Source organism: Nonomuraea insulae (assembly GCF_042656245.1).
Genome location: NZ_JBHSPA010000031.1, coordinates 17,394 through 36,716 on the forward strand (window position 1 = coordinate 17,394; position 19,323 = coordinate 36,716).

At 71.0% G+C, this 19,323-nt stretch carries 15 protein-coding genes; 1 reads left to right on the forward strand and 14 read right to left on the reverse strand.

The window, feature by feature from the left end; translation table 11 throughout:
- Window positions 1–3 precede the first annotated feature (3 nt).
- Genes ACFPZ3_RS27320 through ACFPZ3_RS27340 form a run of 5 tightly spaced genes read right to left on the reverse strand, consistent with a single transcriptional unit; the run spans window position 4 to window position 5,162 of the window.
- Window positions 4–1,263: a metal-dependent hydrolase family protein gene (locus ACFPZ3_RS27320; protein WP_379517090.1), complete on the reverse strand. Its 1,260-nt coding sequence runs from the start codon at window positions 1,261–1,263 to the stop codon at window positions 4–6.
- Window positions 1,260–2,417, reverse strand: a complete 1,158-nt coding sequence (locus ACFPZ3_RS27325; protein WP_379517091.1) for an ABC transporter ATP-binding protein — start codon at window positions 2,415–2,417, stop codon at window positions 1,260–1,262. Before ACFPZ3_RS27325 ends, ACFPZ3_RS27320 begins: the two co-directional genes overlap by 4 nt.
- Window positions 2,414–3,268, reverse strand: coding sequence for an ABC transporter permease (locus tag ACFPZ3_RS27330; RefSeq protein WP_379517092.1), 855 nt, complete (start codon window positions 3,266–3,268; stop codon window positions 2,414–2,416). Before ACFPZ3_RS27330 ends, ACFPZ3_RS27325 begins: the two co-directional genes overlap by 4 nt.
- The gene (locus ACFPZ3_RS27335; RefSeq protein WP_379517093.1) at window positions 3,265–4,119 is read right to left on the reverse strand and encodes an ABC transporter permease; all 855 of its coding nucleotides are present in this window, start codon (window positions 4,117–4,119) and stop codon (window positions 3,265–3,267) included. The genes ACFPZ3_RS27330 and ACFPZ3_RS27335 overlap by 4 nt, the downstream gene beginning before the upstream one ends.
- Window positions 4,116–5,162: an extracellular solute-binding protein gene (locus ACFPZ3_RS27340; RefSeq protein ID WP_379517094.1), complete on the reverse strand. Its 1,047-nt coding sequence runs from the start codon at window positions 5,160–5,162 to the stop codon at window positions 4,116–4,118. The genes ACFPZ3_RS27335 and ACFPZ3_RS27340 overlap by 4 nt, the downstream gene beginning before the upstream one ends.
- 243 nt (window positions 5,163–5,405) lie before the next feature.
- Here ACFPZ3_RS27340 and ACFPZ3_RS27345 point away from each other — a divergent pair, with 243 nt between their 5' ends.
- Window positions 5,406–6,020 (forward strand): TetR/AcrR family transcriptional regulator, encoded by a 615-nt coding sequence (locus tag ACFPZ3_RS27345; protein WP_379517095.1) that lies wholly within the window; start codon window positions 5,406–5,408, stop codon window positions 6,018–6,020.
- A gap of 196 nt (window positions 6,021–6,216) precedes the next feature.
- On the opposite strand, the gene ACFPZ3_RS27350 is transcribed toward ACFPZ3_RS27345, so the two are convergent.
- The 9 genes from ACFPZ3_RS27350 to ACFPZ3_RS27390 all read right to left on the reverse strand — a co-directional run bounded on the left by ACFPZ3_RS27350 (window position 6,217) and on the right by ACFPZ3_RS27390 (window position 19,314).
- A complete protein-coding gene (locus ACFPZ3_RS27350) occupies window positions 6,217–6,711 on the reverse strand; it encodes an enoyl-CoA hydratase/isomerase family protein (RefSeq protein ID WP_379517096.1) in 495 nt (164 codons plus the stop codon).
- Complete coding sequence (locus ACFPZ3_RS27355; protein WP_379517097.1) at window positions 6,666–6,956, reverse strand: enoyl-CoA hydratase-related protein; 291 nt, start codon at window positions 6,954–6,956, stop codon at window positions 6,666–6,668. Before ACFPZ3_RS27355 ends, ACFPZ3_RS27350 begins: the two co-directional genes overlap by 46 nt.
- Window positions 6,957–7,160: 204 nt before the next feature.
- Window positions 7,161–8,435, reverse strand: coding sequence for a S8 family serine peptidase (locus ACFPZ3_RS27360; RefSeq protein ID WP_379517098.1), 1,275 nt, complete (start codon window positions 8,433–8,435; stop codon window positions 7,161–7,163).
- On the reverse strand, window positions 8,371–10,257 hold the full coding sequence (locus ACFPZ3_RS27365; protein WP_379517099.1) for a copper resistance CopC family protein: 1,887 nt from the start codon (window positions 10,255–10,257) through the stop codon (window positions 8,371–8,373). The genes ACFPZ3_RS27360 and ACFPZ3_RS27365 overlap by 65 nt, the downstream gene beginning before the upstream one ends.
- Window positions 10,241–10,669 (reverse strand): hypothetical protein, encoded by a 429-nt coding sequence (locus ACFPZ3_RS27370; protein WP_379517100.1) that lies wholly within the window; start codon window positions 10,667–10,669, stop codon window positions 10,241–10,243. The genes ACFPZ3_RS27365 and ACFPZ3_RS27370 overlap by 17 nt, the downstream gene beginning before the upstream one ends.
- On the reverse strand, window positions 10,669–11,673 hold the full coding sequence (locus tag ACFPZ3_RS27375) for a multicopper oxidase domain-containing protein (protein WP_379517101.1): 1,005 nt from the start codon (window positions 11,671–11,673) through the stop codon (window positions 10,669–10,671). The genes ACFPZ3_RS27370 and ACFPZ3_RS27375 overlap by 1 nt, the downstream gene beginning before the upstream one ends.
- Window positions 11,673–12,914: a multicopper oxidase domain-containing protein gene (locus ACFPZ3_RS27380; RefSeq protein WP_379517102.1), complete on the reverse strand. Its 1,242-nt coding sequence runs from the start codon at window positions 12,912–12,914 to the stop codon at window positions 11,673–11,675. The genes ACFPZ3_RS27375 and ACFPZ3_RS27380 overlap by 1 nt, the downstream gene beginning before the upstream one ends.
- A gap of 16 nt (window positions 12,915–12,930) precedes the next feature.
- A complete protein-coding gene (locus ACFPZ3_RS27385; protein WP_379517103.1) occupies window positions 12,931–14,166 on the reverse strand; it encodes a multicopper oxidase domain-containing protein in 1,236 nt (411 codons plus the stop codon).
- 6 nt (window positions 14,167–14,172) lie between these two features.
- Entirely contained in the window at window positions 14,173–19,314 is a 5,142-nt protein-coding gene (locus ACFPZ3_RS27390; RefSeq protein WP_379517104.1) for an IPT/TIG domain-containing protein, read from the reverse strand.
- Between the last annotated feature and the right edge of the window lie 9 nt (window positions 19,315–19,323).

Genomic DNA, 19,323 nt, shown 5'->3' on the forward strand with positions numbered 1-19,323 from the left:
TCCTCACAGGCTGATGGACCGGCGCAGGCCCGTGCCGGCCACGGGCACGCCGTCACGCAGGACCAGCGCGATCTTGTCGGGGCCGACGACGGCGTTCAGGTCGTCCAGAGGGCTGGTCCGGCCGGTGACGATCAGGTCGGCGATCTTGCCGACCGTGACGCTGCCCAGGTCCTTCTCCCGTCCAGCGACCCGGGCGCCGTTGATGGTGGCGGCGGTCAGGCACGCCTCGGCGGGCAGCCCGGCCTCGCGCAGGGCGAGGAGTTCCTCGGCGTTGGCGCCGAACGGGGTGAGCGGCTCGGCGAAGCTGTCGGACCCGATCGCCACCGTGACGCCCGACCGGTAGGCGAGCAGCGCGCTGGCGTGCACGGAGGGCAGCAACGTGCGGGCCATCTCGACCTGCGCCTCGGTGATCTCTGGGCCATCCCATCGCAGGTAGCGGTGGAGCAGGGCCATGGTGCTCACCACCGGTACGCCGCGCTCGGCCATCAGCAGGCAGGTCTCCTCGTCGAGGATGAAGCCGTGCTCGATGACGTCGACGCCGGCCCGCACGCACGCCTTGATCGCGCTCGGGAACTCCACGTGCGCGCCGACGGTCATGCCCAGGGCGTGCGCCTCCCGGCAGATGACCTCCAGCTCCTCGACGCTGAAGTGCAGGTGCTCGGGAGAGTCGTGATCCGACAGCGCGATGGCGCCGCTGGCCCAGATCTTCACCCACTCGCCGCCGTCCCTGGCGGCCATCCGGACCGCTGTACGGACCTCGTCGGGGCCGTCGGCGATCCTGGCCATGTACGGCTGCTGGCCCACCCATGCGATGGGCAGGCTGTGGCAGTCGCCGTGCCCGCCGGTCCGGGAGATGCCCAGGTGGGCGGGGATCACCCGGGGCCCGGCCACCTCACCCTCGGCGATCGCGTCGCGCAGGCCCGGGCCGAGCGGGCCGCCGGCCTCGCGCACGGTGGTGAACCCCGCGTCCAAGACGCGGCGCAGGTCGCCGACAGCGCGGAACCACGACAGCGGCGACTGGCCGACGACCCAGTGCACGGGATTGGGCGAACGGGCACCCCAGGAGTGCATGTGGCTGTCGATCAGTCCCGGCAGCACCCACCGGCCGGCGCAGTCGACGACCGTCTCCGCCGGGCCTCCGGTGCCCGCCGGGACGATCTCCGCCACCCGGCCGCCGGCCACCAGGATGTCGGCGCCGTCCACCGGTTCCGGCAGATCGGGCGACCACAGGACGGCGTTGGCGAGTTTGAGCTGTGCGGTCACATTTGACTCCGTTCGATTGTGGGGATCTGGGTCGTGGCGGACGCGGCGCTCGCCGCGTGACCGGCATCCGGTACGACGGCGCCGTGCCGAGGGCTCCAGGTCATCCAGGCGCTCTCGCCCGGCCGCCAGTCGGCGGGATCGTCCGCCGGCTGGGTGACCGAGCCTTCGGTGCCGTCCGGCAGCCGGACCGTGACCCGGCGGGTGTGCCCGAGGTAGACGACGTCGGTGACGTCGACGCCGACGGCGTTGGCGCAGGCAGGCGCGTCTCCACCGCGGGGGGCCAGTGACAGCGACTCGGGCCTGAGCACCAGGGCCACCGTGTCCGCGGAGCGGCTTACGCCTTCCGGCACACCGAGGCGCGTCCCGGCGTAGCCGAGCACGCCGTCGCCGCCGGGGCGGCAGCCGCGCAGCACGGTGGACTCGCCCAGGAAGCGGGCCACGAAGAGCGAGTCCGGGCGGCGGTACAGCCCGGAGGGTGTGCCGACCTGCCGCAGCCGGCCGCCGTCGAAGATCGCGATGCGATCGGCCATCGACAGCGCCTCGTCCTGGTCGTGCGTGACGCAGACGAAGGTGATGCCGAGCTCCCGGTGCAGTCGCTTGAGCTCGCGCTGCAGCCACTCGCGCAGCTGCCGGTCCAGGGCGCCGAGCGGCTCATCCAGGAGCAGCACCCTGGGCCGGTAGACCAGGGCCCTGGCCAGCGCGACGCGCTGCTGCTGACCGCCGGACAGCTGGGCGGGCAGCCGGCCGCCGAGGTCGTCCAGGCGTACGAGCTCCATGGCCTCCCGGACGCGGGTGGCGATGCCCTGGCGGCCGACCTTGCGCCGGCGCAGCGGGTAGGCGATGTTCTGCGCCGCCGTGAGGTGCGGGAACAACGCGTAGTGCTGGAAGACGAAGCCGAGGTCGCGCCGGTGGGCCGGCCGTGCGGCCACGTCGCGGCCGTCGACCAGGACCCGCCCCGAGGTGATCGGGGTGAACCCGGCGATCATGTTGAGCGTGGTCGTCTTGCCCGAGCCGCTCGGGCCGAGGAAGGCCACGAACTCCCCGGCTTTGACGGTCAGGCTCACCTCGTCCACGGCGGCGGAACCGGATCCGCCGAATCGTTTGACGAGCCGGTCGAGCTGGAGTGAGGCACCCTGGCCTGCTGGAGTGGTCACGGAAGCCTCACCCTGCCTGTCTTCTGGGGATCTGTCTTCTTGCGGTCTGTCTTCTTGCGGTCTGTCTTCTTGTGGCGGATCAACGAGGGGAGCAGGAGCAACGCGGTGGTGACCGCGAGAATCAGCGTGGCCGCCGCCGCGATCGTGGGATCGACGTCCACGGTGACGCTGTCGTACATCTCCACCGGCAGCGTCCGCAGCGCGGGCGTCTGCAGGTAGACGGCGATCACGACGTCGTCGAGCGAGACCACGAACGCGAACACGGCGCCGCTGAGGATGCCGCTCGTGAGCAGCGGCAGCGTGACGGTCCTGAACCGGGTCCAGGCGCCCGCACCCAGACCGGCCGCTGCGAGGTCGAGGCTGCGGTCGTAGCCGCGCAGGCTCGACTGCACGGTCACCACGACGTACGGCATGGCCAGCATGGTGTGCGCGGCGACGAACCCGATCAGGGTGCCGTTGAGCTGCCAGCGCAGGTAGACGGCGAGCACAGCGACCGCGGTGACGACCTGCGGCATGATCAGCGGGCTGAGCAGCAGCCCGTTGACCAGGGCCGCGGCACGTCCGCGCATCCGGCTCAGCCCGTACGCGGCGGCCGTGCCCAGCACCGTGGCGACGAGCGTGGTCGCCAGCGCGACCCGCAACGACGACATCAGCGCGTCGCGCCAGCCCGGGTCGGTGAAGAACTCCTCGTACCAGCGCAGCGACCAGCTCTTCGGCGGGAGCACGAACGACGCCTCGCCGGTGAAGCTCAGCGGGATGACCACCAGGGTGGGCGCGAGCAGCAGCAACGCGGTGGCGGCCGCCCAGGTCCACAGCCAGGGCCCGCCGCGATCCAGCTCCCGGCGGCTCATCGGCCCCTGCCGAACAGATCGCCGATCCTGATCATCCGGCTCGCCGCCGCCAGCACCACGGCGGTGGCCACGAGCATGAGGACGGCCATCGCCCCGGCGGCGGGGAAGTCGCGGAGCTGTTCGACCTTGATGCCGATGATCTGGGCGGCCAGCGCGTTCTGCGGGGCGCCGAGCAGGACCGGCGTGACGTAGAAGCCGAGCGCCACGACGAACACGAGGGTCAGCCCGGCGACGACGCCGGGCACCGACATCGGCAGGAAGACCGTCCTGAAGGCGGTCGCCGGCCGGGCGCCCATCCCCCGGGCGGCCACCACCAGCCGCCGGTCGATGCCCTTCATGGTGCTGTAGAGCGGCAGCACCATGAAGGGCAGGAGCACCTGCACCATGCCGATCACGACGCCGGGCAGCGTGCCGACCAGCGTCACGTCGTGCATCCCCAGCAGTTCGAGCAGCCGGCTGACCGGTCCCCCGCGCTGCAGCAGCACCACCCAGGCGAAGGTCCTGGCCATGAGGCTGAGCCAGAAGGGCAGCAGGGCGAGCGCCACCAGCACGGCCCTGGCCCGGTCGCCGACCTTCGTCATCAGGTACGCGTAGGGATAGGCCACGAGCAGGGTGACGACGCTGACGAGAGCGGCGACCCAGAGCGTACGGCCCATGACGCCGAGCGTGACGCCGTCGTCCAGGAGCCGCCGGTACTGCTCAAGGCCTGGTGCGGGCTCGCTCAGACTGCGCCAGATCAGCGAGATCGCCGGATAGAGGAAGAAGACCGCCAGGGCCAGCAGCGCCGGCAGGAGCAGCGCCGACGCGGGGTCGGGCCGGAACCTGCGGCGGAGTCCCGCCGGGACGCTCATGACGTGGTCCACGCGGTCCACTGCGTGACGGCTTGCTGCTGGTTCTGCGCCCACCACTGGGCGTCCTGCCGGACGGACTGCTCGGCGATGGCCGGGGCGGTGACGTTGTAGTCGGCGTAGACCTTGTCCAGATTGGGCTTGGCATCGGAATTGACGGGGGCATAGGCGATGTTCTCCGCCAGACGCGCCTGAGTCCGCGCGGTGAGCAGGTCTTTGATGGCCGACCGTGCCTCCTCGGCGTGCGCGCTGCCCTTGGGGATGACCACGGACGCCCACCCGAACAGGTTCTGCTTCCACACCGGCGCGTACGGCGCGCCGTTCTTCACCGCCTCCGCGACGCGGCCCGACCAGATCAGCGACATGTCCGCCTGCTTGGCCTCCAGCTGCTGCTGACTCACCGAGGAGGTCTTCCAGAGGCTCACCTTGCCCTTGAGCGCGTCCCACTTCCTCAGCGCCCGCGGGATGTCCAGCGGGTAGAGCTCCTCCGGCGCGACCCCGTCGGCCAGCAGCGCGGCCTCCAGGGGGCCCGCGGTCACGTTCGCCGGAGCGGCCCGGGTCCCGGGGAATGCCTTCAGGTCGAAGAAGTCGGCGAAGGACGTCGGAGGCTTGGCGGCGTACTTGTCCTTGTTGTAGACGAGCAGCAACGAGTAGCCCCACAGGGGGACCGCGCAGTCGCTGACGGTGCCCTCCGGCAGCTTTGCGGTGTCGATACCGGCGGGGTCCAGCTTGACGACTGACTTGCCGCACTCCTGGATGGGATAGAACGGCTCGGTGTCGACCAGGTCCCACGTGACCTTGCCCGCCTCGACCATCGAGGCGAGCTTGGCGTAGTCGGTCGGAGAGTCCTGGGTCAGCTTGACGCCGCTGGTCTTGCCCCAGGGTTCGAGCCACTGCCGCATCAGCACGTCCTGGCTGACTCCGCCATAGGCGACGAAGGTCAGCGATTTCCCCTCGCCGGCGGCAGGGCCGGACCCGCACCCCGCTAGCGTGGTCAGACCGAGGACGCCGGCCACCAGGGTGGTAAGGGTTCGAGTGGTCCGCATGCTGCCTCCAGCTCCTGCGTGCGCAACGTCGGGTGCCCTTCGCCATGTGACGTGGATTCCGGACAGTCACGTTGCCTGTTCAGGGGCTGAACGTAATCCTTCCTATAGATTGCATGCAAGTGTGAAGGCAATTTGTTACACTCGGGAAACAGCTCCTTCGCAAGGCCGCGGCGGGGCAGAGTGATCGACGTCTCGTGGGTCCTGGCCCTTCCGAGACGAGCGTCCGCCGACACGAGGAGCACAGTGGCCCGCGCGTACTCGATGGATCGTCGTAGCGTCCAGCGTGAGCAGACCCGTGCTCGCCTGATCACGGCGGTCCATGCGCTGATCATCGAGCGCGGGTCGATAGCGGTGCAGATGGCCGAGATCGCCGAACGCGCCGACGTCTCCGTGCGCACCGCCTACAACCACTTCACCTCCTCCGACGAACTGCTCGGCGCCGCCATGGGGGCCATCACCGAGGAATTCGCCCAGCTGGCGCCAGACACGGCCGACACCTCGGACACGCCACCGCTCGAGGCATTCCGCGCACTCATCCACGACTGGTACGGGCTGTTCGCGGTGGAGTCCGACAAGCTGGAGGCGATGCTGGCCATCCGCAACTCCGAGGACTTCACGGCGGCCCTGGCCGAGGCCCGCAGGTTACGGCTGGGCCGGGCCACCGACATCCTCACCAGAGCCGCCGAACAGGGGCTCCTACGGGTGCCGCTGCGCGACGCGCAGGCGATGACCTACTGCGCCACCGGATTCGCGTCATGGTCCGCGCTGGTCCCGCAGTTCGGGCTGAGCCAGGAGCACGCCGTCCAGGTGATGACGGAGACCCTGACGCGTGCGTTGTTCGCCGACGAATCGGACTGAGCTCGCGAACCGGGTCAGCGCCGCTCGCCGATGATCCGCAGGTGGCCGACGGCGGACGTTCTCCAGCCTCTTGTGTCGGGACCTCGTCTTGAGCACGAGCGGACCGGGTCGTAGATCAAGCCGTCTCCCCCCATGCCTGATCGCCGAACCGACGAGCCTGCTCACAAGCGTTTCTGTGCGGACCCTCGTCCGGGTCCTAACGGGCCAGTCTCCGGAGGAGGCCCTCGAGATCGCGTTCGCCGTCGGGGGTCTGGGCGCCGTGGGCCAGTCCGTCGCGGATCAGCCCTGTGGCCGCAGGGCGCATGATCTGTCCCATCCAGGCGTCGTTCTCCCGCAGGAGCCCCTCAGCCAGATCCTCCGGCAGGATGACGTGCTTGGCCGCTGCGATCACGCCCTCGGGCAAGGCGGCGATGTTGCGGGCCAGCCGGTCAACGACCTCGTCGAGTTCGTCGGCGGGGACGGCGCGGTTGACCCAGCCGTAGCGCTCCGCGGTCTCGGCGTCGTACAGGCCGGCACTCAGCACCGCCTCCAGCGCGCGGTTGCGGCCGACCCTGCCGGCGAGATATTGCGTGCCCCCTCCGCCGGGCACGATGCCCATGAGGGCTTCGATCTGGCCGATCCCGGCGCGGCCGATCGCCGCGAACGTCATGTCCGCGGCCGCGACGAACTCCGCCCCGCCGCCGCGCGCCATCCCGGCTTGTCCAACGCGTCCGGGGTGTCACCCAGCGACATGTCGACGTGGTCGATGAAGAACTCAGGATTGGCGCTGTCGAACACGATGACGCTTACCGAGTCGTCGTCCCGAAGCGCGGTCAGCAGGTGCCGGAGGTCGCGCATCAGGGCGAGAGCCAAGACATTGACGGGTGGGTTGTCAAGCGTGACGCGGGCGATGCCGGCTTCGCGGCTCACCCGCAGGGTCGTGTAGGCGTCGTTCATGGAGGTCCCGATAGGTATCTGGTAAGCATCTAGGTTCCTGATGCATACTTACGATGCGGCGGCAGGCGACCAGCCGTCAATAACGCACGCGCGAATTCTGGCGCATCGCGGACGGCGAGCGCGGCCGCGGGACATAGTCGGCGACCGTCCGCCGGCTCAGCCCGGCGGCTGGGAGGAGCCAGGGCGGGTTCGCACCGCTGCCGGTCAGGGTAAGGCGTTCCAGGTCGCCACGGCGTCGAGGCGGCCTGCGCCATAGGTGTTGTCGGGGCCGGGGACGCCGAGGTCGTGGGCGCCGGCCACGAGGGCGGCGGCCTGCTGGCCGGGCGTGCGGCCGGGCTTGCCGGAGAGCAGGAGCGCCAGGACGCCGCCCACGTGTGGCGCGGCCATGGACGTGCCCGTCGCGGTCGTCCACATGCCGTACAAGTCGCTGGTCCAGATGTCCTTGCCGGACGCGACCAGGTCGGGGAACACGCCGGTGCGACCTCCGCACGTCGACGGCCCGCGGCTGGACATGGACAGGATCGTGTCGGCGCCGTTGACCACCCCGACAGAGAAGGCGGACGGGTTGTTCGCCGGGCTGTAGGAGCCGGCGGCGTACGGGCCGCCGTTGCCGGCCGCGAATACCGGCAGAATCCCGATCGCGCGCAGCGCGGCGAGGTCGGGTTCGAAGGTCAGATTGCAGCCCTTGGCGGAGAACGCCCACGAGTTGTTCACCACGTCGGGGGCGTCGTCGGTCGCCGGGTCGCCGTCGGGATCGAGCAGCCACTGGAAGATGGCGTGCAGGCCCGAGGTCGTGGCCACTCCGCCGTCGTCGAACGCCTTGGCCGCGATCCACGTGGTGTCCGGCGCGACGCCGATCGCCGCACCGGACGCGTCTCCGCCGGCCATGACGCCCATGGTCCAGGTGCCGTGCCCCGAGACGTCGGCCGGCGTCACGTGCTCGCCGTTCGGGTCGAACCAGGAGTTCGGGCCGCCGCGCCAGCGTGCCGCGAGGTCGGGGTGGGTGACGTCGACGCCGGTGTCCACGTTCGCCACCACGACCCCCGTGCCGCGCAGGCCAAGTGACCAGAGGCCGGGGGCGCCGGACTGCGTGAGGTTGACCTCGATCTGCCCCACGGGTGCGAACGCGGTCTCGTCGGCGGCCACAGACGCCACCTCGGGGCGGCGGGCGATGGCGTCGGCGAGCTCCCGCGTGGTGGTCAGCGCGATCGCGTTCACGTTCCACAGGCGGCGTACGCCGGTGACGACGCCGCGCCGGCGCTCGGCGTCGAGGAGGCGCAGCAGCGATGCCTGGGCGCGGTCCGCCACCCGGTGCAGCTCTCCCACCACCCTCTGCCGACGCAGCCGGCGATCTCCGGGCGGCACCGCGCCGAGGTCCGCCCTGTCCTTGAGATAGACGACGACCGCGACCCGGTCAGGCCCCGGCGCGTGCACGACCGAGGTCAGCAGCATGGTCAGGACGATCGCCAGAGATCTCATGGTGGCGCCTTCTCCTCCATACGAGGGCCAGGACGGCCGCGGCGACGGCGCTGATCGCCCACGCCAAACCGTTCGTGATCGGGACCAGGGGCTGATCCGCCATGAAGCCGTGGGGCTCCGCCCCCCGGATGGTCCACTCCAGCGTCGTCCCGGCGGGTGGCAGGCCTTCCCTGACGACGTCGACCCGGATCGGCACGCCCTGAGCCGGCGGCAGGTCCGCGGTGGCCTGCCAGCGCCGCTCGGTCAAGGGCAGCGTCCCGAGGAGAGCGGAGCCCGGCAGGCCCAGCCGCACCGCGCGCACCGTGCCGGGCGCCGGGCGCCGGGTGTCGTGGACCTCTACGGTGACCAGGTTCCGGCCGGGGGTGCCGGGCCGTACGGACACCTCCAGCACCAGGTCGTCCAGCCTGACGCTGCGCTGCAGCGGCGCGGCGGCGGGCGCCGGCTCCAGGCCCGGGCCTCTGGCGGGTGGGGTGACGGTGAGAAGGGCCGCGCAGCAGGCCACCGTGCCCAGAAGCACCGCCTCCATGAGCAGCGGCCGGCGGCCCGACCGTCCCCGGGCGGAGAGGACGGCGATGACCGCCACACCTCCCAGGACCAGGAGCTTCGCCGCCAGGATGAGCCCGTACGGAGTCGTCACGGCGGCGTACGGCGTGGCGATCTGGCGTCCGGCGAGCACGGGGCCCGTCACGCCGAGCGCCACGACCGACACCACGGCGGGCACCGTGTAGGCGCCGAGCAGCGCTCGGGCCAGCGCCTTCCGGGACGGCTCGGGGCGGGCGGGTGAGCCGCCGACGAGCAGCGGCCAGCCGGCGGCCGCGAGAGCGATCACGCCGCCGATCCATACCGAGGCCGCGAGGGCGTGCACGGCGGCCGCGACGGCCTCTCCGGCGACGGCGGCATGGCCGTCGAGGGCTCCGATGCCGACGGCGAGCGCCACGGCGACCAGCCCTGCGAAGCCCGCCCCTCCGGCGCCGAACGGGTCACGGGCGGTGCCGGCACCGCGATCGGCGGGCGCCTGATCGGTGGTGAGGGCGCGGCCGGCGGTAACGGTCGGACCGGTGGTCAGAGGGCGGTGGGCGGTGTGGGTGCGGTGGGCGGTGTGGGTGCGGTGGGCGATGTGGGTGCGGTGGGCGATGATGAGACCGGTGAGGAGCAGGGCCAGTTGCTCGATCAGCCGCCGTCCATGTGCGGCGGCGGCCACTTGCCAGGCCGAGCTCGCGACCCCGATGGCGATCACCGCGAGAACCCCGGTGGCCGCCCCGGCCGAGGCGACCCGCAGGGCGCGGCGGGTGACGAGGGTCCACGGTCCCGACGGCCGGCGGCGCCGGGCGAGCGGCACCAGGAGGACCGCGACGAGGAAGCCGCCGACGGCGAGCGAGGCGCCCGCCACGCGGGCGAGGGCCAGCGCGGAATCCAGCGCTTGCGGTCCGCCGCGCTCCCCCGGCGCCGACGCGGCGACCGCGCGCTGGACACCGAACACCAGGCTCCCGCTCAGCGTGTGGCCGTCCTCGCTGGAGGTCGCCTCCCACCGCACCTCGTAGATGTCGTCGCCGAGGCGGGGCAAGGGAGCCACGAACCGGGTGGGGGTCAGCGCCGAGGTGGTCAGATCGCTGGCCGCGCCGGCGGAGGGATACAGCGACACTCGTACGGACGAGGCGAGGAGCGCCTCGCTGAACTCGAGCAACAGCCGGTCGGGGGACGCCGCCAGCGTCTGGCCGTCGGCGGGCTCCGAACCGGTCAGGAGCGGATGGGCCGCGGCCGGACCCGCTGTGAAGAAGACCAGCGCGAGCGCGAGCGCGGCGACCCTACAGAACCGGGACATGCCGCAACCTCGCCTCGTCGAAGGCCAGCGTCACCGTGTCGCCCGCCATCACGACGCCTCCCGAGTTGCGGTACAGCACGTAGTAGGTGCGGCCGGCCACGGGATTGTGGATCATCGGCATGAGCGCGGGCGACGGCAACGCCTTACCCCGGCTCTCCACCACGACATCCGGCAGCCGGTCGGCATCCGACAACATGTCCGTCGCATGATCCGGGTCCAGCACGATGAACCGCACGTCGAGGAGCCCGTGGTCGGCTGTGACGCCCACCATGGTGAAGCGCACGCCGTACCGCTGCTCGACCTCGGGACTGACCGGCATCCCCGCCGGCCGGTCCGCACGGTCGGGCAGGGCCAGCAGGACCACCAGCCCGGCCGCGAGCGCCAGCGCCAGCGCCACCAGCAGCCGGCGCATCACGGCCCCACGGCGATGAACGTCAGCATGCCGCCGAAGTCGACCGACCCGCCGGTCACGTGCCCGGCGTTGTCGACGCGGCGAGCCGCCTCGAACAGCGGTATCCGCGGGACCGCCGGCACGGCGACGATGGCGTCCATCGTGCCGCCGGCGACCACGGTCTCGGACAGGACGGTGTACGGATGCCCGAGCTCACGCCCGTCGGCCCCCACGACCTGCTGGAACGCCCCGGCCAGGGACATCGGATGATCCTCCAGCCCGGCGTTGACGTACCGGAGCAGCAACCGCCGCCCGGCCCCGGAGGGGATCTCCGCCGTGTCCGGGTAGGCGGCGCCGTTGATCAGCCAGTAGCGGGGACGGTACTTCGCCGTCGGATACGTGACCGGGGCGGCGTTGAACGCCGGATCGATCCCCTGCAGGACGATCAGCGCCTCGTCGTCGAAGGCCGTCGCGGCCGTGCCGTACGCGCTGCCGCCCGGGACGGGACGGACGACGAGTGCTCCGGCGAGGCCCATGGCGACCTGGCGCGGACCACCGGGGGTCAGCCCGGCCTCGTAGCGGAAGGTGCCAGGCCGGGCCGCGGTGAACTCGTACGTCCTGGTCCCGCCAGGAGGCGCGCCCGCCGTGTCGGGAGGCAGCTCCTGGTCAGGCAGCCCGATGCTGGTGGCGTCGCCGAGCGTGTTGTGCAGCGTGATGCTCACCGTCTCCCCCACGGTCGCCAGCAGCAGGGGGCCGGGTAGCGTCGGCGGGTCGGCGGCGGCCGGCGCGTAGCCCCAGATCGGCACCGTGGTCCCGCCGGGCAGCGCGAACGTGCCCGTCTTGGCCCACAACTCGCAGCTGCGCACGGTGCCGCTCAGCGTGCATGGCGAAGAGGGGAGGGCCGCCGCCACCCCTGAGTCGTGCGCGCGGGTGGGCGCGCGCGGGGCAGCGGCGGCCGGCTGGGTGAGGAGTGCGGCCGCGGCGATGATGGCTCCGCATGCCGTCGCGAAACTGCGCCGTCCCATCAGGAACACCCCCCGGGTGGGTCGATGCGCTCGAGCGTCATCATGCCGCCGAAGCCCGCCTCGTAGTTGGCGGCCTCGTTGAGCGCGTGGCTGTGCCACATCTGGTAGTACTCGCCGCATTGGTTGTAGGAGGTGACGCCGACCGGCAGGCTGTCGGTCACGCCGAGATAGGGGCTGCCGCCGTACCAGGTGGCGTCATCCTTGTAGACGAGGTTCTGCTGCTGGGGCAGCGGCACCGGGATCGGGTTGGTGGCGGGCTTCCACTGCTCGACGTCGGTCCAGTCGTAGGTGACGTCCCAGCTCTGGCCGGGGCCGATGTCGGCGAGGAAGTTCTCGAACGACTGGTCGGCGCCGCTCACCAGGGCGTGTGCGTCGCGTCCGATGACCCGGCCGTGGTTGCCGTGCGGGTGGAACGGGTGGGTGCGGTCACCGACGTTGAGGTAGCGGACGAGCGCGGGATGGGGGTTGGTGACCGGGTCCTTGGGCTGGATGTGGACGAGCGCTCCGTACGGCTGGTTCGGCAGCCATCCGGCGTCGTTGGGCGCGATGGTGTCGGGGAAGCTCCGGCCGTTGATCAGCCAGTAGCGCGGGTGGAGCTTGGTGACGTCGTACGGCTTGGCGTTCTCGACGGCGGCGTGCAGGTCGGGGTCGACCTCGGAGAGCAGGGCGACGTACTCGGCCGCCGGGTTGAACCGGCTGGCGGCCGTGCCGTACGCCCGGTCGGGGTGGCCTGCGGGCCGCACCACCAGCGTGCCGTAGAGGCCCATCTGGACCTGCTTGGCGGGGTCGGTGCCGCTGGCGTAGAGGTAGGTGCCGGGAGTGGTCGCGGCGAACTGGTACGTCACGGTGCCGCCGGTCGGTGCGGCCTGCACCAGCGAGGTCAGGGTGGCGCCGCTGAGCTGGGGTTCGGCGGGCGAGCCGTCGGCGGTCAGGCCGGTGATCCCGGGGATGAGGATCGACACCGGCTCCGGGAGCGTGTTGCGCAGCGAGATGGTGACCGTGTCCCCCTCGGTGACGCACAGGACGGGCCCGGGGAGCTGGAAGGCGCCGCCGTCGACGGTGTAGCTCCACATGAAGACCGTGTTGCCGTCCGGGAAACCGGCGTAGCCGTCGGCCGTGGCCAGGTCGAAGGACGGGCCCGTGGTGCAGGCGAGGCCGGATTCCGGCGGCTGGGCGTAGGCTGGGCTCGCCGTGAACGCGACGAGCAGCGCCACGGCGGCGGCCGCTTTGAGAGCACGCATGATGGACTCCCGCCGCTCAGGTGTTGGGCTTGGTCTGGGGCGGCAGGCCGCTGCCCGCGGGGAGCACGCGCACCTGGGTCACCTGGCCGCCGAGCCCGGTGAGCCCGGGGTTGGAGAGCGTGGCGTACGCGCGGTTGTACAGCAGGTAGACGGTCTCGGCGGTCACCGGAGGAGCCGTGAAGATCGCATCGACACTCTCCCCTGGCCCGATGTGGATCGCGTTGGTGACGTAGGTGTTGTCGGTGCCGTCGCGGCCGCGCAGGAGGGTGGCGTCCTTTCCGACCACGCGCATCGGGATGCCGGCGAGCGTCATGGTGTGCTGCTGGAATCCCAGGTTGACCAGGCGCAGGAGCACCTTCTCGCCGGACATGCAGCGGACAAGAGACGACAAAGGCTGGTATTTCAGCTTCGGGTGTCCGGTGGGTGCTATCAGGTCCCCATTGGCGGCGTTGCCGCCCCCGTTGGGCGCCAGCGTGTCCGGATAGGACCGGCCGTTGAGCAGCCAGACGTCGGCGTCGTATTCGCTCCAGTCGTGTTCCTGGATGTGCGCCCCCTCGAAGCGCTCCTTGGTCCAGGCCTCGGACAGGAACATGCCCCACTCGCGGGCGTAGGCGGTGGACCCGTCGCCGTCGTTGTAGACGTACCTGCCCGCCGGGATCCCAGGCGCCCCGGCGTTCTGCTTCGGCCGGACGAAGACGATCCCGGTCATCCCCATCGAGACGTGCTCGACGTCCTCGAAGTGGCAGTGGTACATGTACGTGCCCGGATCACGTGGCCGGTAGAAGTAGGTGAACGCCCGGCCGGGCGGCACCGCGACGGACAGCTCCGGCACCCCGTCGAAGAGCGGGATGGCGTTGCGGAAACCGTGCCAGTGGACCGTGTGCGAATCGAGCAGGTCCGGCCGGACGGCCAGGCCCAGGTTGGTGAGCTGTACCCGGGTGTCCTGCATCTCGTTCACCCACCACATCGGGGCGGGCGCCTCCAACCTGCCCTTCTGCGCCTTCACCTGCGTGGTGGTGAGCGCGGTCACGTCCCGGAAGCCGATGCCCCAGGTGGTGAACGGCCCCGGGGCCAGCGGGTCGGGATGCACGCCCGCCACGTTCCCCGGCAGCGAGATGAACCCGTCCGTCGCCGCCAGATGGATGGTCGGGGCCACGGCGGCACCGGCCGCCGCGTCCCGCAGCAGCCATCCCCCCGCCACCGCCCCGGCGGCGAGGAGCATGCCGCGCCGGCTGATCTGATATCCGTTCATCCCGCCCTACCTGATCGTGATCGTCGTGGTCTTGACCGCGGTCCAGTTGCCGTTCGCGTCCTTGGCGCGGGCGTAGAGGGTCCGCGCTCCCTTCGGCCAGCCCTTGGTGGCGACCGTGCCGGTGATCAGCTCGGTGGCGGTGTTGTACGAGCCGTCGACCGCCTTCATCGCGGTCCCGCGTCCGCGGCCGGGATCCGCGCCCGTGAACCACTCGGCGGCGACGATCTTCGTATTCCCCGTGACCGCGTCGCTGACGAGCGCGCCGACGACCACCGTGATGCCGACCGGCACAGTTGCCGGGACGGCGGCCAGGTTCGTCATCAGCGGCGCCACCGCGTCCGTCGCGTCCTCGTCGGCGCCGAGGTCGTACAGGCCCACCGGCCGGGGCTGGTCGTCGATGTCGAACGCGGGCGCGACGACTCCCGCCTTGCCTGTGGTCCCCGCGTCCAGCGCGGGCGAGCCGTTCACCCTCGGCTGCAGGTGGTAGTCGCCGGCGACCTGGGCGGGCTGGTCCAGGGAGACGATGACGCTCTGCACGAACTGCGGAGCACCCCGCCACACCAGCGGATTGACGATCGTGTCGTAGGGCTGCCGGACCTTGGGATCCTGGCCGACGACGTTGGACGGCTCGGCGTTGACGTACGCGGCGTGGTCCTTGGTCAGCAGCGTGTTGGTCGGCGACAGCTTGCCGCTGAGGTCCGCCGCCCCGAGGTCCCACACGTTGACCGGGGTGGTGTCGCCGGGCAACCCGAGGCCGGTGAGCTTGGCCACGGCGCCGTCCCAGGTGCCCGACCTGTTGTCATGGACGATGTCGTTGAACAGCAGCGGCTCGCTGAACGCCGGCGCGCCGGGCGGCAGCGTGCCCTGCAGTTGCACGCTGTTGGCGCCGGTGGACAGGCCCGCGGGGACGGGGTTGCCGTCGCTGGTCGCCGCGGTGGACGTGCTGATGTTCTTGGTCACTGTCGTGTTGTAGACGCGCACGCCGGTGGCGTCGTGGAGCGCGATGCCGCCGCCCTCGTGGGCCGAGACGTTGTTCGCGATGACGTCGTCGTAGACGTTGACCGGCCAGTTCCCCGCCTGCAGCAGGCGCAGGCCGCCGCCGTCGTCTTCCGCCAGGTTGGACTGGATCGTGTTGGCGTACACGTTGACCGGTCCCGATCCCGGTGAGACCGGCGGAACGGGGACGGCGGGCGGCGCCTCACCGGCCAGCATGATCCCGCCGCCCTCGTCGTAGGAGGCGTTGGCCCAGATCAGGTTGTGGTGGATCGAGTTGGCCGGGCCGGTCGCCCCGGACAGGCCGTAGTGGCTGATGCCGCCGCCGTACTCGGCGGAGAAGTTGCCGCAGATCTCGTTGTGATCGATCTCGTAGCCGTCGGCGCCGTTGAACAGCGCCACACCACCGGCCAGGTTGGAGCCTCCGTTGTGCAGGATCCGGTTGTAGCCGATGCGGACGCCGTCGTTGTGGTTGCTGCCGATGCCGGGGGTGCCGAGGCGGACGGCTCCGCCGTACGCGCCGCCGTTGCTCCTGATCACGTTGTTGGTGATCTGCAGGTTGCGGGCGTAGCCGTTGACGTAGATCCCGCCGCCCTGCACCGGGTAGAAGGGCGTCTGCCACGTGCCCTCCAAGCCCAACTCATCGCCGCCCTGGATCGTGAAGCCGTCGATCGACGCCTTGTAGCCGCTGGTGAACTGGCCGTCCCGCGCCACGACGTACACGACCTGGCCCTCGGAGATCTGCTGGTTGCCGCTCCAGCCGGGCGACGCCTTGATCCCTTCCACGAGCGTGCTCCACTGGACGGCGTTGGTGCTGGTGAATCCGAGGCCGTTGATGATCGAGCCGGCGACCGAGCTGCCGTCCGGGCGCACGCCACCCGGTCCGACGCCCTGGAGCTTCACCGGCGAGTGCACGACCACGTCCTCGAAGTAGTCGCCGAGCGGCGCGAACTGCGACGGCGTGTTCGGGTACACGACGAGCAGCGCCTGCGTCGCGGCGGCCGCCGCTTCGAGCCCCTGCTGGATCTTCGTGTGCGCCCTGCCGGGGCCGACCTCGATCACGGACGGCGTGTAGGTCCCGCCCCGCACGTGGAAGGTCAGCGTGTTGCGGGCCTCGCGCCCGTCGGAGCGGACGATCCGCAGCCGGTGCGGGCCAGGCGGAGCTCCCGCCGGCACGGAGGCCGCGATCGTGCGCTCACCCCAGCTCGTCACCGAGATCTGGGTGCCGTCGAGGAGCACCTGCCCCGCGGTCGCGCCGAAGCCCTGGCCGTTGATGGTGAACGAGCCGGAGCCGTTGACGTACGGGGTGGACACCGCGAACAGCTCGGGAGTCGCGTCGGGGAGCAGGCAGCGCGGCGGATGCGTGGTCTGCGTGCCGGGGAACTCCACCACCGGAGCGGTCGGCAGCAGGGCCACGTCGGCGAGCAGGGTGACGCCCGGCCAGATCTGCCACTGGGACGCCATCGTCCGGTAGGCCGGGTTGTAGTTCGGGTTCGGATGGCCGGGGACTCCGGGATCGTTGCCGACGAGCCGGAAGACGTTGGGGCACGGCCCTGCCGGAAGCGGGCAGTTGAACGTCCTCGTAGAGGGCAGCAGCACCTCGAAGAAGCCGTTCGGGTCCGCGTTGATCGTGTGCACCAGGCGGCCGGTGAAGTCGTAGATGCCGATCGGCGCGTTCGGGATGCCGGCCTTCTCGCCGTAGTAGAACTCCTTGGGGTCGGTGCCGAGGGCCAGGTCCTCCACCACCGCGCCGAACAGGCGGCCCGGCTGCGGCACGTCGGTGAAGAAGTGGAAGCCCGGAGCGGTGGAGCGCATGTCGCTGACGGTGACGAGCTTGACGTCGCAGAGCGGCCGCTGCTCACCCTCGTACGGGCTCCCGCCCGCGTCGGCGAAGGTGGGGTTCTGGGTCGCGTCCGGCCCGTCGGTGCCGAGGCCGGCCACGTCCACCGTGTGCAGCTTGCCCGCGCACGGCGGCGGCGGGATCTGGGGCTCGTAGTCGTCGCCGTCGAAGACGTTGACGTCCTCTTCCCTGGTCAGGTTGTACTTCGACCGTCCCCACGCGTCGTCCGGGACCTCGACCTTGACCAGGTAGTCGCCCTTGGGCATGGGCGCCTCGACCGGGTCGCCGCCGGCGTCCCTGATCAGGTTGCCGGCGGCGTCGTACTGCCACACGGTGGTGAAGCCGTAGTTGCCGTTGACCGCGGCGAAGCCGGTCTGGACCTGGTTGCCCATCAGGGGCGACTCGACGCACGCGTGGCCGCCGGTGGCCGGGGCCGCGAACAGCAGGTTCACGGGCGTGCCGCCCGCGTCGCGGGCCTGGCAGTCGGTGGGCCGTTCGAAGGTCTCGCTGGTGTACGTGCCGAGCTGCCGACCGAGCTGGTAGGAGCCGTCGGCCCCGATGACGTACTCGCCGTCGGGCCCGGTCACGGGCTGATAGAGGTTCACCGTGAGGTCGGGGATGCCGGGCTCGTAGACCTCGGTCGCGGCCAGGCGGGGATCCAGCTCGTTGCGGGTCTCGTTGTAGACGACCGTGCCGACGATCCCGCCGTTGGTGCCGCGGGCGTACGGCTGCACGCCGATGTCGATCCGCGTGTTCAGGCCGTCCTGGTTGAGGGTGGCGACGTCGACGCCGGAGCCGAGGACGGTCGTCGCGGCCGGCTGATTGTCCGTCTGGTAGGTGACGCCCGTGGTGTAGAAGCGGTCGTTGTAGACCTCCAGGATCGTCCAGTAGCCGTAGGGATAGACCTGCTTGAGCGTCCAGTTGCCCTGCGCGTTGGTCGTGGCGCTCTTGCTGCCCGCGTCGACGACCGCGTTGTCGCGTGACTTGAGGACCACGGGCTGGCCCTGCAGGCCGCTCTCGCCCGCATCGCGCCTGCCGTTCTTGTTGGTGTCGAAGAACACCGAGCCGTGCACCTCGCTGAACCAGTGCGACAGCGCCAGGTCGCCGACATTCGCCGTCTGCCCGTCCGCGACCTGCACGTTGGTCAGCTGGAGCAGCAGGTTCTGGTCGTAGTCCCAGTAGGCCACCTGGTAGTCGCCCGGCTTGAGACCGGGGACCGTGAAGGTGCCGTCGGCGTTGCCCTGGGCGGCGTACACGAGGGTGTCGTTGTCGAGGAGATCCGTGACGGAGATCCACGGCCGGGACACCGGACCTTCGAAGGTGTCGCCACCCGCCGGCGGCAGGTACGACTTGACGCTGACGACCCTGCCCGCGATCGTCGCGTTGCCGGAGTGGGCAGCGTCCAGCTGGGTGGGCTTGACGTAACCGAACTGGGACTCGGGAATCGGAGCGCCGTTGACGATCAGCTCGGGGTCGAATCCCTTGTGCCCTTCCTCGGCCCAGATGTCCCAGTCGTGGCCGCCCTCCAGGGACGTGGTCTGGATCCAGGTCTGGCCGTCCGGGGGCACGACGCTCAGGCTGTACCGGTTGGAGCCCAGGTTCGGGATGACGAGCTCGCCCTGGGCGTTGCTCTTGCACTCGCCTCCGGTGCCCTCGATCGGATGGTGGGCGGCGTCGTACTCGGTACAGAGCGGATTGCCGTACCAGTCGGTGCTGACCTCGCCAAGGACGTCGGCGATGTGCCCGACCCAGCCCTCCAGCCCGCGCTCGATGCCCGGGTCGAACTGGCCGTTGGTGGCGTTGTCCTCGAACACCACGGCCTTGACCTGGGCCAGCGGCAGCGGATCCGGCTGGAGCCCGACCTTCACCAGCCCCGGATCGGGCGCGGGCACGCTCACCCAACCGCCGTCGATCTTGAAGCCGTCAGCGACCACGGAGATCAGGTACTTGCCGTCCGGCAACTGCAGCCCTTCGGTCTCGGACAGCTCGGCCTGGGTGCCCTGGGTGATCAGGTTGTCCGCGCCGCCCGAACCGCCGGTGAACGTGTGCGTGGAGGGCCAGTCGCAGGTGCTCGGGTAGGACGTCGCTGGATCGCTCCCGTTTCCGGGCATGCAGCCGGCGGCACGCGCCTGGGTGGGATCACCCGTGTCGTCCTTGGTGACGACGAACTTGTAGGAGGTGACCGGCTCCCCGGTGCGGGCGGACTCGACGCGGAGCCGTACCGTGCTCGTGACCTGGGCCTGTGCCGGCCCCGCCACTGCCGGAACCACCGCCGTCACCAGCACCAGCGCGATGAGCGTTCGTCGAGCACGCATGGCCGCCCC